Origin of the sequence: Aquiflexum gelatinilyticum, from assembly GCF_024741135.1 — a bacterium.
Taxonomy (GTDB): domain Bacteria; phylum Bacteroidota; class Bacteroidia; order Cytophagales; family Cyclobacteriaceae; genus Cognataquiflexum; species Cognataquiflexum gelatinilyticum.
In genome coordinates this window covers 52,944-68,112 of record NZ_JANSUY010000025.1, presented here as the reverse complement: position 1 = coordinate 68,112, position 15,169 = coordinate 52,944, and the positions used below count along the sequence as shown (strand labels likewise).

Here is a 15,169-nt window from a genome sequence, read left to right as displayed (position 1 = left end):
AATAAATGATGACAGCAGAGGAGCTGAGCAAAATTATCGTAAAAGGAATGCAGGAGAAAAAAGCTTCCAATATTGTAGTGATGGATTTAAGAGGTGTAAAGAATGCTTTCACTGATTTTTTTGTTATCTGCTCAGGAAACTCTGACACTCAAATCGAAGCAATTTCCGACTCGGTAGAAGAAGTTACCCAAAATTTCAAAGAAAAACCATGGAGAAATGAGGGCAGGCAAAACAATCAGTGGATATTGATGGATTATGTCAATGTAGTGGCTCATATTTTTCTCAAAGAACAAAGAGAGTTTTATGGTTTGGAGGAATTGTGGGGAGATGCAAAAATCAAAAAAATTGAATCTTAAAGTCAGGTTAAACTTTAAGGAGCTAGAATCGTTTTTAAAAAAAGTTTGAAATAAAAAATAATGGCTGATAACAAGAAGAGTAAAAATTTCATGCCCAAAACACCCGAAAAGCCTAATTTTCAGCTTTGGCTGATCATTACGGCTGTGATTGTTCTGGTTGGAATTACCTGGTTCAACCAGAGAAATACCGTAATCAATATTACGAAAAGTAGGTTTGAAGACATTTACCTCGCCAATGACGTGGCCAAGGTTATGATCATCAGAAACCAAAACAGAATCGATGTGACCTTGAAAGAGGCCGCACTTCAAAATGAAAAATACAAAAGCGAGCTTGAGGCAAATAGTCCTTTCTTTAATCCAACAGGTCCCCATTATTCCATAGAGGTTGCAAGTGCAGAAAAATTCGAAAAGGATTTTGAAGAATTGGAAAGTAAGGTACCTGAATCCCAGCGCATCGGATATAATGTGAAAAATGAAGAAAGCTGGTCCAATTGGTTTGGTAGCTTCGGCTTTTTGATCATCCTTTTTGTGTTCTTTTGGATCATGATGAGAAGGATGTCAGGACCAAGTGGTCCGGGCGGACAAATATTTAATGTGGGAAAATCAAAAGCCCAACTTTTCGATGCGGAAAACAAAGTCAAAATTACTTTTGACAATGTAGCAGGATTGGATGAGGCCAAAGAAGAAATCCAAGAAATCGTAGAATTCCTTAAAAACCCAGGAAAATTCACCAAACTAGGCGGTAAAATTCCAAAGGGTGCATTGTTGGTAGGACCTCCGGGAACAGGTAAGACTTTGTTGGCCAAAGCTGTTGCAGGTGAAGCAGGAGTTCCATTCTTTACCTTGTCAGGTTCTGACTTTGTGGAGATGTTTGTAGGTGTAGGTGCTGCAAGGGTTAGGGATTTGTTTAAGCAAGCCAAAGAAAAAGCACCTTGTATTATCTTCATAGATGAAATCGATGCCATAGGTAGATCGAGAGGAAAAGGCCAAATGCCGGGATCCAATGACGAAAGAGAAAACACCCTAAATTCACTCTTGGTTGAAATGGATGGTTTTGGTACGGACTCTGGCGTAATCGTCCTAGCTGCGACCAACAGGCCTGACGTTTTGGACAGTGCATTGTTGAGACCTGGAAGATTTGACAGACAGATCAGTATTGACAAACCAGATATTGTGGGTAGAGAGGCTATATTTAAAGTCCATCTTGGTCCGATAAAAACCGGTGATGACATCGATCCCAAGAAACTTGCTGCGCAGACCCCGGGGTTTGCCGGAGCTGAAATCGCAAACGTATGTAATGAGGCTGCACTTATTGCTGCAAGAAGAAGCAAAACAGCAGTTGATATGCAGGACTTCCAAGATGCTATTGACAGGGTAATAGGTGGTCTTGAAAAGAAAAACAAGATTATTTCTCCGGAAGAAAAGAAAATTGTTGCTTACCACGAAGCAGGTCACGCTGTTGCGGGATGGTTTTTGGAACATGCAGATCCATTGGTCAAAGTCAGCATTGTCCCAAGGGGAATAGCAGCATTGGGTTATGCACAATACCTTCCAAAGGAACAATTCCTATATCAGACTGAGCAACTTTTGGATGAAATGTGTATGACTCTGGGAGGAAGGGCAGCTGAAGAAATCATTTTCAGCAAAATCTCTACAGGTGCCTTGAGCGATTTGGAAAGGGTAACAAAGATGGCCTATTCCATGGTCTCTGTTTATGGTATGAATGACAAAATCGGAAACGTTTCCTTCTATGACAGCAAATCCGCTGATTATAGAATGACAAAACCTTATTCTGAAACAACCGCCGAAACAATTGATGAAGAAGTAAGGAAGCTTGTAGCATCTGCTTATGAAAGAACAAAGACTTTGCTTCGCGGAAAGAAAGAGGAGCTAGAAACATTGGCTAAGGAGCTGCTCGAAAAAGAAATACTTTTCCAATCCGACCTTGAAAATCTTATCGGAAAAAGACCTTTTGCCAAAGAAACTACCTACGAGGCTTATACAAAAAAAGCAGATAAAAAAGACACAATCATCGCAAAAGTAGAGGAAAACGGTAACGGAAAAGCCGATCACGGTGACACCAAAGAGCCTCTGAAAGTGGAAGAAAGTGAGGATTAAGACAAAATAATATCCCAATAAGAAGCCTCCGATTTGGAGGCTTTTTTATTTTCCTGTTACCTTTACCGCATTGTCAAAATTCTATGAATTTAAAACTTCACGAAAAAAAGATCTTTTTTGCATCGGATTTCCATTTGGGTGCACCTGATGCCAAAAGCAGCAAAGCCCGTGAAAATAGAATAATTCAATGGCTCAATGAAATCCAGGATGAAGCGGCCGCGATTTTTTTGGTGGGTGATATTTTTGATTTTTGGTTTGAGTACAAAGAAGTAATTCCAAAAGGATTTATCAGATTTTTAGGAAAAATTGCTGACCTCCGTGATAAAAATATCCCGATTTTCTTTTTTACAGGCAACCACGATCTTTGGATGAAAGATTATTTTACCAAGGAATTGGGAATTCCAGTTTTTCACCATCCTATTGAACTGACCGTCGAAAACAAATCTTTTCTTGTAGGACACGGAGATGGGCTTGGACCGGGTGACAATTCCTATAAAGTATTGAAGAAGTTCTTTACCAGCCCCGCATGTCAATGGGCGTTTAGGTGGTTGCATCCCGATATTGGTGTCAGGATCGCAAACCAATGGTCAAGCAAGAGTAGAATTACCAATGTCGCCAAAAACGAGAATGAGTTTAAGGGAGATGATGAATGGCTTTGGGCTTATTGCAAACAAGTAGCACAAAGCAAGCATTTTGATTATTATGTTTTTGGTCACAGGCATCTTCCCTTAGATTTGCCTGTAAACAACAAATCCCGATATTATAATCTCGGTGAATGGGTAAATCATTATACGTATGGTGTATTTGATGGAAAGGAATTTCAAATAAAAAAGCACACAGTTTGAAAAATCTGCTGTTCATATCCACCTTTCTTTTGGCTGTTTGTCAGATGGCTTTTTCACAAGAATCTGAATGGGGTGATTTTGAAGAGATCAACCTGCCAAGAATGGACAAAGTTTCCATGGATAACCAGGGTTTCATTTTTGTCACAGACCTTGAAGGAAACCTGTATCAATTCAACAAATCAGGAAAAGTAATCAATAATTTTTCACCCCACCGACAAGGCAGAATCAGTCAGTTGGAAGCAGGGTGGACCATTAATATTTTCACTTTTTCTATTGATCTTCAAGAATACAGGATTTTGGACAGGTTTATTAATCCTGTTGCAGATAATAGAATCCCATTAAATCTTATTACCCTTGCCAAAGCCGCTACACTCGGGAACAATAATATCATATGGGTATATGATGAAGCGGACCTTTCTCTCAAGCAATTTGATTACATGAGAAATCAGGTTGTACAGCAACAGCCTTTAAATCTGATTCTTGACAGGTCTTCTCTCGACATCACTGAGATGAGGGAATACCAAAATCTCCTCTTTATCCATATCAAAGGTGAAGGGATTTTTATCCTCGACAATCAAGGAAATCTGATAAAAAAGATACAGGCCAATCCTTCCCGAAATTTTGGGTTTTGGAAAAACAAAACTGTGTTCATTGAAAATGAAAAAGTGATTTCGATGGACTTTCAGTCTGAAAAAAAAGATACTTTTTTACTCTCAGATGATTTCAAACCATCTGGAGTCCTTTTAAATCAACAAATTATCCTTTTGTTTGACAACACTCAAATCAGGATTTATCAAAGGAAAAATACCCCATTGAAAGGCCAATAAAAAAGGGAAGCAAAAGACAAAAATCTTAAGCTTCCCTTTTTAAATATTTCATGTTGGAATTATCCGATTTCCACTAAAGTAATATCAAAAATCAGGTCTTCACCTGCCAAAGGATGGTTGGCATCCAAAACAATTTTTTCTTCGTCTACATGGACAACTTTAACGGGGACAGGCTGACCTGCTTGATTCTGTAGGGAAAGTTCCATTCCGATTTCAGGCTTGATATCTGCAGGAACCTGATCCATAGGGATGTCAATCATCATATCCTCTCTTTTCTCGCCATATGCCTCTAAAGAAGGAATTGTGACGCTTTTCATCTCTCCGATTGCCATTCCATTTACGGCGGCATCAAATCCTTTAATCATATTTCCATCTCCAAGTACAAAGCCCAAAGGCTCTCTGTTGGACGAAGAATCAAATACGGTTCCGTCTGTAAGTCTTCCTGTGTAATGTACTTTTACAGCGTTTCCTTTAGTTGCAACTGACATAATATCTCTTTTTTTAAATACAATGACCAAAGGTAAGACTTTTTATAAGGGATCAAAAACCATTTTGACCTTAAGGCGGACAGTGTCCGATAATGAAATACCTATGTCCAATATTGAACATATTCTTCCTATATTTACTGTCCTGAGTCATGTGAATGATGATTTTGATTGATGGCATCATTTTCTCATACAGGTAAGAACCAAATAATCCGAAAACATGGAAAACCAAGCACTAGGAAAAATCCTGATCATAGATGACAATGAAGATTTGCTCTTTGCAGCAAAAATGTTTCTTAAAAAACATGCTAAAGAAGTGACCATTGAAAAAGATCCGCGACGTATCCCCTTTTTGGTCAATAACAATTCCTTTGATGTGATTCTTTTGGACATGAATTTTACTGATGACACCACTTCTGGCAAAGAAGGATTTCATTGGCTCAAGCAGATCAAAGAAATCGATCCAAAGGCAGTAGTGATTTTGATTACCGCTTTTGGGGATGTAGAGATGGCTGTGCGAGCACTCAAGGAAGGAGCTACAGATTTTATTCTCAAGCCTTGGCAAAATGAAAAACTTCTTGCCACACTTACCTCTGCTTCAAGGCTTAAAGAAAGCTACAATCAGGTTGAAAAACTGTCTTCCAAGCAAAAGCAGCTTCAGTCAGAGCTCAAAAAACCATATGCTGACATCATCGGTGCAAGTGCCTCAATGAAGAATATTTTTTCGATCATCGACAAAGTAGCCCAGACCGATGCCAATATCCTGATTTTGGGAGAAAACGGAACAGGAAAGGAATTGATCGCAAGGGCAATCCATGACCGATCCAATAGAAAAGATGAAATATTTGTGGGAGTGGACATGGGATCGATCACAGAAACACTGTTTGAAAGCGAGCTTTTTGGCCACAAAAGAGGGGCTTTTACAGATGCCAAAGACGACAGAGCTGGCAGGTTTGAAATAGCAGACAAAGGAACCTTATTCCTAGATGAAATCGGGAATCTCAGCATGCCTCTCCAATCCAAACTTTTGACGGTATTGCAGAGAAGGGAAGTGACAAGAATAGGTTCAAACAAAGCTGTCCCTATCGACATCAGATTGATATGCGCCACCAACATGCCTGTTCACGAGATGGTCATGGACAATACTTTCAGGCAGGATTTACTTTACCGAATCAATACCGTGGAGATATTCCTTCCTCCCTTACGGGAAAGACAGGATGATATTCCAACTTTGGCCAACCATTTCCTAAAGTCCTATTCACAAAAATACAGGAAGGATTTCAAAGGATTCACTCCTGCGGGTTTACAGTTGTTGCAAAAGTACAATTGGCCGGGAAACATCCGTGAACTTCAACATGCTATCGAGAGGGCCATAATCATGGCAGAAGGAGACATGCTTGACAGCCGTGACTTTTTCTTTCTTTCGGCAAAACCAACCAATGAAAAAATTGCTGCTACGGCCACTTATAACCTCGATGAGATGGAAAAAAGTACAATACAGCGTGCCATTGACAAAAACGGTGGCAACATCTCAAAAGCCGCAAAAGAGCTTGGGCTTACCCGGGCTTCTTTGTACAGAAGATTAGAAAAATATGGATTATAAAATCGGTCTACTTGGAAGGATTCTCCTTTTGGCGGTTTCTTTGTTTTTGCTGTCATACTTCATCCTCAACGGTGCGGGGGTTTTTGCCATTTCATTATTCATCATTTTGGTATTGGCCCAAATCATCTTCCTTTTGGGATATGCGGAAAGTTCCTTCAAAAAAGTACGTCAGTTTCTCAATAACATCAAACAAGACAATTATGCCAATGTCTATCCTGTCAAATTTGATGGTACTGACACAGATGACCTCCATATCGAATTCAACGCCATCCTTGCCAAACTGAAGGAAGATCAGGCGGAAAAGGAAGCGAATTACCAATATTTCCGTTCTGTCTTTCAGCACCTAAGCATCGGACTGATCACCTTTGATGAAGAAGGAAAGGTTCAAATAGTCAATACTGCAGCCAAAAGAATGCTCAGCATTCAGCAACTCGGCAACATTTCAGAAGTCGAAAAAATCAACAAAGAGCTCCACATCGCCATCCATACCTTAAGAACCGGCGGAAGTGAATTGATCAAAATCGCACATCCTGACGGAATCATGCAGCTTTCGGTTTATGTAATCGAGCTTGTATTGCGTGATGTCAAATTCAAGCTTGTATCCCTTCAGAATATCCAAAGCGAACTTGAGGAGAAGGAAATGGAAGCTTGGCAAAACCTTGTCCGTGTCCTCACCCATGAAATCATGAACAGCATCGCTCCCATCTCTTCTTTGGCTTCCACTGTCAAAGGGGACATAGAATCCAAAATCGATGCACATGCCCCTATTGATGCAAGCGACTTGGAGGATTACCTGATGGCAATCTCCACCATAGAAAAGCGAAGCGAGGGCATGATCAATTTTGTAAGTGATTTCAGAAGTCTTGCCCATATCCCGACACCAAAATTTCAGGCGATCAGGTTAAAACAACTTTTTGACCAATTGGAAGTTTTGTTACAAAATCAATTCGATGCCCATCAAATCCAATTCAAAAAAAGCATTGAACCTCAGGATTTGATCCTTTTTGGGGATCAGACTTTGATCGAGCAGGTATTGATCAACCTGATCCAAAATGCCATCCAGGCGGTTGAGGATTCCGTAACAAGAGTAGTAAGGCTTGAGGCATTTATAGATGAATCGGGGAAAATCATCATTGAAATCAGCGACAGTGGCAAAGGAATCGAAGAAGAGGCACTAGGGAAAATCTTTATTCCATTTTTTACTACCAAAAAGAAAGGCTCCGGTATAGGCCTTAGTCTGTCAAAGCAGATCATGCGAAGACACAAAGGGAACATCCAAGTGAAGTCAAAATTAGGTGAAGGATCAACCTTCAAGCTGATTTTTAATGCTTAAACCTTGAATACTATTTTGTAGGAGGTTCTCTAACCTTTGGTTTTAACGTCAAATTAACCTTGCTTTTACAATCAACAGGCTAGCTGTCAAAATCATATCATTTTCATAACATCCATTTCACACCTAGTTTATAAGCGGTTTTTAGATTTGGGAAAAACAAATCCATTTGAAAACCAATTTTAAAACTATCGTCATCTCAGACGTGCACCTAGGCACAAAGGGATCAAAGGCCAAAGAGGTGGCAAGGTTTCTCAAGCAATATACTTGTGAAAACCTCATCCTCAACGGAGACATCATCGACGGCTGGCAACTGAGAAAGTCCGGCTCCTGGAAGCGGAAACACACCCGCTTTTTCAACAGAATGCTAAAAATGATTGAAAAAGACCACACCAAGGTCTACTACCTCCGCGGCAATCATGATGACTTTTTGGATCAGATTCTCCCCCTTCAGATCGGAAATCTTTCTATTCAGGCTGACATGATTTATGAAAGCTGCGGAAAGAAATTTTTTATTACCCACGGGGATATTTTCGACAGCGTCACCACCAACCTGAGATGGATCGCCTACCTCGGAGATGTGGGCTACACCTTCCTTCTTTGGCTCAATCGACTTGTCAATTATCATCGAAGGAAAAGAGGCATGCCCTATTTTTCTCTTAGCCAATACGTCAAAGGAAAAGTAAAAACAGCTGTGGCCTATGTCGATCAATATGAAGAAGAACTGTCAAAAATGGCAAAATCAAAAGGTTGTGACGGGATTATCTGCGGTCACATACACAAAGCCGAAAACAGAACCATCGATGGCATCACTTATCTCAATTCGGGAGATTGGGTGGAGACCATGAGTGCATTGGCAGAAGATCATGAGGGAAATTGGCAATTGATTTTTTACAATGAAATTGATTTTAAGGTAAAGCCACTAACTGAAGAAACTTCCTCAGAACCCATTCCTGAATTAAAATTAGTGGCCTTCAATAAGTTCGACGGTGATTTCAAGCTTCCAAACTTCTTCTAAAAAATTGAAATTTCTATTTATTGTCCAAGGGGAAGGCCGCGGCCATATGACGCAGGCAATCTCCATGTTCCAAATGCTCGGAAATTTGGGACATGAGGTAAGTGCGGTTTGCATCGGGAAAAGCAAGAGGAGGGAAATCCCGGAATTTGTCACAAAAAACATAAAGGTTCCGATAAGCCTTTTTGAAAGTCCGAATTTTGTGACTGACAAATCACAAAAGTCCATCAACTTGTCCAAAACAATTTGGCAAAATCTCTTAAAATTCAAGGTTTTTAAAACAAGCCTAAAGCAGATCGATCATTTGGTAAAAACACACAAACCGGATGTCATCTTAAATTTTTACGATGTTTTGGGAGGAATATACAATGCACTTTACAAACCGAAATGCCAGTTTTGGGTGATCGGTCACCAATACCTGATCCACCATCCTGATTTTCCTTTTGCTCCCGGGCAACCACTCCAAAAACTGCTTTTTAAAACCAATACCCATATCACTTCACTAGGTGCGGATTTACTGTTGGCGCTCTCATTTAGGCCAATGAAAGCGCACAACATCGAAAATCTTTTGGTTCTTCCTCCCCTATTAAGAAAGGAAGTCATAAATCTAAAATCGACTGAAGGGGGATTTTTCTTGGCTTACATGGTCAATCCCGGCTATGCAGAAGAAGTAATCAAAGAAGCTGTTGACAATCCGGAGATCAAAATTGAGGCTTTTTGGGATAAAAAAAACGAAGCAAAAATCCAATGGCCGCTGCCTAACCTCACGTTTCATCATGTGGATGACGTACTTTTTTTGCAGAAAATGGCAGCCTGCAAAGGACTCCTTTCCACAGCCGGATTTGAGTCGGTATGTGAAGCCATGTACTTGGGAAAACATGTGCTGATGGTACCTGTTGCCGGACAATACGAACAGGCTTGTAATGCCTTAGATGCACAAATCTCAGGTGTGGGAACGATCGCTGAAAAATTTGATGTCGGAAAATTAGAAACTGCATTGGTGAATTCAGCCTCTCAACAAGAAAAAAACCGGGATTGGGTAGATAGCTTTCAAACCAGATTTGGATATGCTTTACAAAGCTTCCAAAAAGAAAACAAGGAGGATTTTCCATACCTGGAATTTGGAGATAGGACGAATCCGATTGGACCTTCTATTTCCTGAAAATCGGCCATTCTGCATAGTTTGCTTTTTGACAAGGGATTTTTTTTTGATCTTCCAAAGTAGAATATTCAATTTGGTCCAAGCAAAAAGCTTGATTTAAAACGATTGCGGTAAAAAAAACTTTTAAAAATAGTATTCCGGAACTGCTTTTCCTGAACCAAGAAACCCAAAAAATGGTAAATTCGGTTCTGGCAATTAGGAAAACGCATCAATGAATACAGAGAAATTAAGGCTTGAGGAAGACCGTGACGGAAAAAAACATTGGAAAAAATGGGGACCTTACCTTACAGAAAGACAATGGGGAACAGTGAGGGAAGACTACAGTCCCAATGGCGCAGCCTGGGACAATGTCACCCACGATGAAGCCCGTAGCAAGGCTTATAGATGGGGGGAAGAAGGAATCGGTGGTATTTCGGACAACAAACAAAATCTTTGTATTGCCTGGGCTTTTTGGAATGGCAAAGATCGAATCCTCAAAGAAAGACTTTTTGGACTGACAGGGCCACAGGGAAATCATGGCGAGGATGTAAAAGAACTTTACTATTACCTTGATTCTACGCCAACCCACAGCTATATGAAAATGCTGTACAAATACCCCCAAAACGAATTCCCTTATTCCAAAATAAAAGAAGAAAACAAGGCAAGATCCAAGGCAGATCCCGAATATGAAATCATAGATACAGGAATCTTTGATGACGATGCCTACTTCGATATTTTCATCGAATATGCAAAAAGAGATGTAGAAGACATTTCAGGTTTTGCGACGGTACACAACCGGGCTAAAGAAGATTCGGAAATATGGGTGATGCCTACATTTTGGTTCAGAAAGACCTGGCATACCGGCCACGAACCCTTTATGCCAAAACTTTCTAAAACAGAGGAAAACGGAATCAAAGCATTTTCTCCAAACAACGGAAATTATTTCATCAGTTTCGAGGGGAATCCCGAAATCAAATTCTGTGACAATGAAACCAACCGAGAGCGGCTTTATCATATTCCAAACGATAAAAAATACCTGAAAGACGCAATAAACGACTATGTAGTCCACAAATACTCCCAATATTTGAATCCTTCAAATTACGGAACCAAGGCCGCAGCCATATACAAGATGACAATCCCTGCCGGAGGTTCGGCGGTGATCAAATTCAGGATGGTGCACCAAAAATCAACTGGCGCAACGGAAATTTGTGATGAAATCCTGAAAGAAAGAAAAAAAGAAGCTGATGAGTTTTATGCCGAAATCCAACATCGGGTAAAGGATGAAGACATGCGGTCCATACAGAGGCAGGCATATGCCGGCATGATGTGGAGCAAGCAATTCTATTATTACAATGTGGAACGTTGGCTGGAAGGCGACTCAGGAAGATACGTTCCACCCAAAGAAAGAAAGAAAGGCAGAAACAGTGACTGGAGGCATCTTTACAATCAGGACATCATCTCCATGCCTGACAAATGGGAATACCCTTGGTATGCCGTCTGGGATTCAGCCTTCCATTGTATACCGATTTCAAGGATTGATCCGGATTTTGCAAAGGATCAATTGTTATTGTTTTTGAATGAATCTTACATGCATCCCAATGGTCAGATTCCTGCATATGAGTGGAATTTCAGCGATGTCAATCCACCTGTGCATGCCTATGCAGTCCAAAGGGTCTATCAGATAGACAAGAAAATGAGGGATGGCAAAGGCGATCAGGAGTTTTTAGAGCGGGCGTTTCATAAGCTCATGATCAACTTTACCTGGTGGGTCAATCAGAAAGACAGTGACGGAAAGAACATTTTCGAAGGCGGATTTCTAGGGCTCGATAATATCTCTGTGATCGATAGATCTCATGCCCACCATTACAAAGGCAAATTAGAACAAGCTGATGCTACCTCTTGGATGGCAATGTTTTCATTGAATATGATGCGGATTTCGCTTGACCTCTGCGAGTTCAACAAGACCTACCAATTCACTGCGATGAAATTTCTGGAACATTTCCTATATATCGCGGGAGCCATGAACAATATTTCAGGTGAAAAAATCAGCCTTTGGAATGACGAAGAGAACTTCTATTTTGATATTTTCCATCTACCCGGAAAGGAACCCAAAGTGATGAAGCTTAAATCGATCGTGGGTATAATCCCTCTGTTTGCAGTGGAATCCATCAGGTTGGATATGTTTGACAGTTTGCCTGAATTCAAGGCCAGGCTTGAATTTTTCCTGAAAGAAAAACCAAAACTTGCAGCCTTGGTATCTAGTTGGATTCAACCGGGATTTGAAAAAAGAAGGCTCTTTTCTTTGTTGAGAGGACACAGGATGAAAAGTATCCTTAACAAAATGCTCGATCCGGGAGAATTCCTGAGTGATTATGGCATCAGGTCCTTGTCCAAATTCCACGAGAAAAAACCTTACTCTGTAAAAATCAACAGTGATCAATTGACAGTAAGATATACACCTGGCGAATCTGATTCCTTGATGTTTGGAGGAAATTCCAATTGGCGGGGACCGATCTGGTTTCCCATCAACCACCTCATCATCGAATCACTCAGGAAGTTTGATTATTATTACGGAGGAGAGTTTTCTATTGAATACCCCACAGGATCAGGCAACTATGTTACGATGGACCTAATTGCCAAGGAGCTCTCCTTGCGATGCATCAAGATTTTCTTGAAAGATAAAGATGGAAATCGGCCCGTCTATGGGCATTACAAAAAGATGCAGGAAGATCCCCATTTCAAAGACCATATCCTTTTCTACGAATATTTCCACGGGGACAATGGCCGGGGAATGGGTGCTTCCCATCAGACCGGATGGACAGGATTGGTAGCAGAGATGATCTACAAATATTACAAACCGACAACAAAAAAATCAGAAGATGCTGATTCCTTTTTTAGAATCTGACAGGTTAGAAGCAGGATGTGATGAGGTCGGAAGGGGTTGTTTATGTGGTCCGGTAGTAGCTGCGGCTGTGATTTTGCCAAGTGATTTTGCTAATGAGTTTGTCAATGATTCCAAAAAACTTACAAAATCCAACCGCCAAAATCTTGTTTCTGAGATCAAATCATCAGCAATTTCTTGGGCTATTGCCGAAGCAAGCGTGGAGGAAATTGACCGGATCAATATCCTTCATGCTTCTTTTTTGGCCATGAGCCGAGCGGTGGAGATGCTGAAGATTAGGCCCCAACATTTACTGATTGATGGCAACAGATTCAAATCCCATCTTGATATACCTTTCACCTGCGTCATACAAGGTGATGGCAAATACGCGAGTATTGCTGCTGCTTCCATTTTGGCAAAAGTATACAGAGATGAAATGATGGAACGCTATGCTGAAGAATATCCCGGATATGGATGGGATAAAAACGCCGGTTATCCTACAGTTTTGCACCGCCAAGGAATCATGAAATTAGGATTGACTCCTCTTCACAGGAAGTCTTTCAAGCATTTACCCGATCAGTTGGATTTTGACTTTTAAAAACGCATCAACATGTAACCTTGGGGTACATAAGTGGTAAGGGTTGTCAGCATGGACAAGGCAATTTCGGTCCCTTCCCACACATCCGTAGGCTTCATATTCCTGGCAATCAAGGATTGTCCACAGACATAAAATTCTACTCCGGCATCTTTTAATGCTTGAAAAACCGGCAAATTTGGATTTTTTACACCATTTCTTTTCTGGTATTCCTCATCGGTTAAGATACTGAAGATCGCTCCTCCATGGACGGCCACCTTGACTTTGATGTTTTCCTTTGGGACACCGGCAATTCCGTGAAGGTTGACCATACGGGCGATATTGTCCACCATCCTGTTGATTTGCTTTGGATCATCAGCAGCTGAAACAAGGTCAATAATGATTTTATATTCCGCTTTGGGATCGGGTCTTTCTGTCGCTTCGGGGATTTCATATATGCCACCAAAACCTTTTACAATCGGAAATTGTGGTGTTTGGCAATATGCGGAAATTGATAATGCAACCAGGGAAAGTGTTGCTAGGAAGGTTTTTGCAGCTCGGAACATAATTTTGATATGTATAATTCTGAAAAAATACACAAAAAATCACCCTCCTCAAATTTCTATTTTTCGGATCACATGCCTTTTCTGTCCATTGATTGTTTCAATTCCCGACACAATAAATTTATTTTCTTTCCAGTGATAATACTTTATTTCGATCCATTCAGGATCCTTTGATTTCTCTTCAAGATAATTTTGATCCTTCAGTATTCTGGTGAGTTGGCCATTTTTCATCTGATAAAACTTAAAACTAGGAAAAACATTGATATTGGAATTTCCTTCAAAAATGAAATACAACTCCTTGCCATTCAATGCAAGTGTACTGTAACTGAAAGACCCTCCCAATTCATAAAGAACCTTTAGAGCAGTATCATAAACCCGTTCACCGTTATGGCCAACAAGGATAAAATGTACAAACTCCTTAGGAACATTATCCGAACTGGTAGCTAAAGCGATATATTTCCTATTGGCATAAGTCTGATAAACCTGCATATTTCTTCTAAAATTATTGGTATTTATTCTTAGACCAGGATTCTTTTTGTAATCAAAAAATCCATCCAGAGACCTCATAGGATGTATTGTAGCATTCTGTTCCAAACCATCGTTAATCCCGACATGGTAATATCCCGAAAACTGCTCCCCTTGTTTTCTGCTGTAAGTACCCACTATGCTATAACCTGTTTCTTGGGATGGTATCAACTTTGCAGACCTGAAAATATATTTCTTTTTTCCGGGAAGGGAAATTTCAGTTTCAAACAACTTTGACCCTGAATCATTGAACCCAATCATCATCAATGATTGGCTTCTAAATTTGCCTTTCTTATAGACTAGGATGTCAAAAATTCCATCCTTGACCTGAACATCCCAAATGCTGGTTTTAGGAAAAGTAAATTCAGATAAAGTAATCAACATTTCAGTCTGGAAATCATAGAATTGGATCAGATCCCCTTGCGGAAGATACTCTATCATCAAAAGTGTATTTCCATTAACTTTAAATTGATCAATTTTACCAAGATTAATTGAAAAGGGAAAAAATTGAACTTCCGAGTTTAGGGTATTGATCACAGCCAAAGTTTTAGAGGGGCCCTCGTTTGAAAGCAACAGGTAAACTTTTTCCCCATTCACTTCGTGATTTACTTTATTTAAACCCCTACCGATACTGTACTGCTCAAGGTGTTTTTGATTGAATTCTCCATCCTTGATGGTCAGTGTTAGTATTCCCTGATTGGCGTCCATTACATAGGAAAGCACAAAATCCTCACCCGGTATTACATCAATTTTTAATCCCGGCGACATCGGTATTATTTCCGGAAAAATATAATCCTGCCCAAAGGCACTTGACGAAAGCAAAATCAAAAAAACCTGAATCCTGAAAAAAGAAAAGAAACTATGGGTCATAAATAAAAATAACGTTTTCAAACTGTAATTGTTCTT

13 protein-coding genes are annotated in these 15,169 nt (G+C 40.1%); 10 read left to right on the top strand and 3 right to left on the bottom strand.

All coding sequences use genetic code 11. The annotated features are described in order from the left end of the window. Window positions 1-8: 8 nt before the first annotated feature. The 4 genes from rsfS to NU887_RS19590 all read left to right on the top strand — a co-directional run bounded on the left by rsfS (window position 9) and on the right by NU887_RS19590 (window position 4,146). Window positions 9-356, top strand: coding sequence for a ribosome silencing factor (gene rsfS / locus NU887_RS19605; protein WP_258425124.1), 348 nt, complete (start codon window positions 9-11; stop codon window positions 354-356). 60 nt (window positions 357-416) lie between these two features. After that, window positions 417-2,474 (top strand): ATP-dependent zinc metalloprotease FtsH, encoded by a 2,058-nt coding sequence (gene ftsH / locus NU887_RS19600; protein WP_258425088.1) that lies wholly within the window; start codon window positions 417-419, stop codon window positions 2,472-2,474. Window positions 2,475-2,557: 83 nt separating this feature from the next. Further along, a complete protein-coding gene (locus tag NU887_RS19595; protein WP_258425087.1) occupies window positions 2,558-3,319 on the top strand; it encodes a UDP-2,3-diacylglucosamine diphosphatase in 762 nt (253 codons plus the stop codon). Then, window positions 3,316-4,146: a hypothetical protein gene (locus NU887_RS19590; RefSeq protein WP_258425086.1), complete on the top strand. Its 831-nt coding sequence runs from the start codon at window positions 3,316-3,318 to the stop codon at window positions 4,144-4,146. The genes NU887_RS19595 and NU887_RS19590 overlap by 4 nt, the downstream gene beginning before the upstream one ends. A 59-nt stretch (window positions 4,147-4,205) precedes the next feature. On the opposite strand, the gene NU887_RS19585 is transcribed toward NU887_RS19590, so the two are convergent. Beyond that, window positions 4,206-4,634, bottom strand: a complete 429-nt coding sequence (locus tag NU887_RS19585) for an FKBP-type peptidyl-prolyl cis-trans isomerase (RefSeq protein ID WP_258425085.1) — start codon at window positions 4,632-4,634, stop codon at window positions 4,206-4,208. Window positions 4,635-4,851: 217 nt separating this feature from the next. Here NU887_RS19585 and NU887_RS19580 point away from each other — a divergent pair, with 217 nt between their 5' ends. The 6 genes from NU887_RS19580 (at window position 4,852) to NU887_RS19555 (ending at window position 13,199) form a co-directional block, all read left to right on the top strand. Continuing rightward, entirely contained in the window at window positions 4,852-6,234 is a 1,383-nt protein-coding gene (locus NU887_RS19580) for a sigma-54-dependent transcriptional regulator (RefSeq protein ID WP_258425084.1), read from the top strand. Further along, window positions 6,224-7,567 carry a sensor histidine kinase gene (locus NU887_RS19575; protein WP_258425083.1) on the top strand — a complete coding sequence of 448 codons (1,344 nt, stop codon included), beginning with the start codon at window positions 6,224-6,226 and terminating at the stop codon, window positions 7,565-7,567. Before NU887_RS19580 ends, NU887_RS19575 begins: the two co-directional genes overlap by 11 nt. A gap of 166 nt (window positions 7,568-7,733) precedes the next feature. Further along, the gene (locus NU887_RS19570) at window positions 7,734-8,582 is read left to right on the top strand and encodes a UDP-2,3-diacylglucosamine diphosphatase (RefSeq protein ID WP_258425082.1); all 849 of its coding nucleotides are present in this window, start codon (window positions 7,734-7,736) and stop codon (window positions 8,580-8,582) included. Between the two features lie 4 nt (window positions 8,583-8,586). Further along, window positions 8,587-9,741 carry a glycosyltransferase family protein gene (locus tag NU887_RS19565; protein WP_258425081.1) on the top strand — a complete coding sequence of 385 codons (1,155 nt, stop codon included), beginning with the start codon at window positions 8,587-8,589 and terminating at the stop codon, window positions 9,739-9,741. 211 nt (window positions 9,742-9,952) lie between these two features. Continuing rightward, window positions 9,953-12,625, top strand: coding sequence for an MGH1-like glycoside hydrolase domain-containing protein (locus NU887_RS19560; protein WP_258425080.1), 2,673 nt, complete (start codon window positions 9,953-9,955; stop codon window positions 12,623-12,625). Next, window positions 12,600-13,199 carry a ribonuclease HII gene (locus tag NU887_RS19555; protein ID WP_258425079.1) on the top strand — a complete coding sequence of 200 codons (600 nt, stop codon included), beginning with the start codon at window positions 12,600-12,602 and terminating at the stop codon, window positions 13,197-13,199. Before NU887_RS19560 ends, NU887_RS19555 begins: the two co-directional genes overlap by 26 nt. On the opposite strand, the gene NU887_RS19550 is transcribed toward NU887_RS19555, so the two are convergent. Beyond that, a complete protein-coding gene (locus NU887_RS19550; protein ID WP_258425078.1) occupies window positions 13,196-13,741 on the bottom strand; it encodes a DsrE family protein in 546 nt (181 codons plus the stop codon). The genes NU887_RS19555 and NU887_RS19550 overlap by 4 nt on opposite strands. Window positions 13,742-13,789: 48 nt before the next feature. After that, the gene (locus NU887_RS19545) at window positions 13,790-15,133 is read right to left on the bottom strand and encodes a hypothetical protein (RefSeq protein ID WP_258425077.1); all 1,344 of its coding nucleotides are present in this window, start codon (window positions 15,131-15,133) and stop codon (window positions 13,790-13,792) included. Between the last annotated feature and the right edge of the window lie 36 nt (window positions 15,134-15,169).

What these genes read in the sequence shown, in the direction of transcription:
- rsfS (WP_258425124.1), top strand. Translation starts at nt 9, where the DNA reads ATGACAGCAGAGGAGCTGAGCAAAATTATCGTAAAAGGAATGCAGGAG.
- ftsH (WP_258425088.1), top strand. Translation starts at nt 417, where the DNA reads ATGGCTGATAACAAGAAGAGTAAAAATTTCATGCCCAAAACACCCGAA.
- NU887_RS19595 (WP_258425087.1), top strand. Translation starts at nt 2,558, where the DNA reads ATGAATTTAAAACTTCACGAAAAAAAGATCTTTTTTGCATCGGATTTC.
- NU887_RS19585 (WP_258425085.1), bottom strand. Translation starts at nt 4,634, where the DNA reads ATGTCAGTTGCAACTAAAGGAAACGCTGTAAAAGTACATTACACAGGA.
- NU887_RS19580 (WP_258425084.1), top strand. Translation starts at nt 4,852, where the DNA reads ATGGAAAACCAAGCACTAGGAAAAATCCTGATCATAGATGACAATGAA.
- NU887_RS19575 (WP_258425083.1), top strand. Translation starts at nt 6,224, where the DNA reads ATGGATTATAAAATCGGTCTACTTGGAAGGATTCTCCTTTTGGCGGTT.
- NU887_RS19560 (WP_258425080.1), top strand. Translation starts at nt 9,953, where the DNA reads ATGAATACAGAGAAATTAAGGCTTGAGGAAGACCGTGACGGAAAAAAA.
- NU887_RS19555 (WP_258425079.1), top strand. Translation starts at nt 12,600, where the DNA reads ATGCTGATTCCTTTTTTAGAATCTGACAGGTTAGAAGCAGGATGTGAT.
- NU887_RS19550 (WP_258425078.1), bottom strand. Translation starts at nt 13,741, where the DNA reads ATGTTCCGAGCTGCAAAAACCTTCCTAGCAACACTTTCCCTGGTTGCA.
- NU887_RS19545 (WP_258425077.1), bottom strand. Translation starts at nt 15,133, where the DNA reads ATGACCCATAGTTTCTTTTCTTTTTTCAGGATTCAGGTTTTTTTGATT.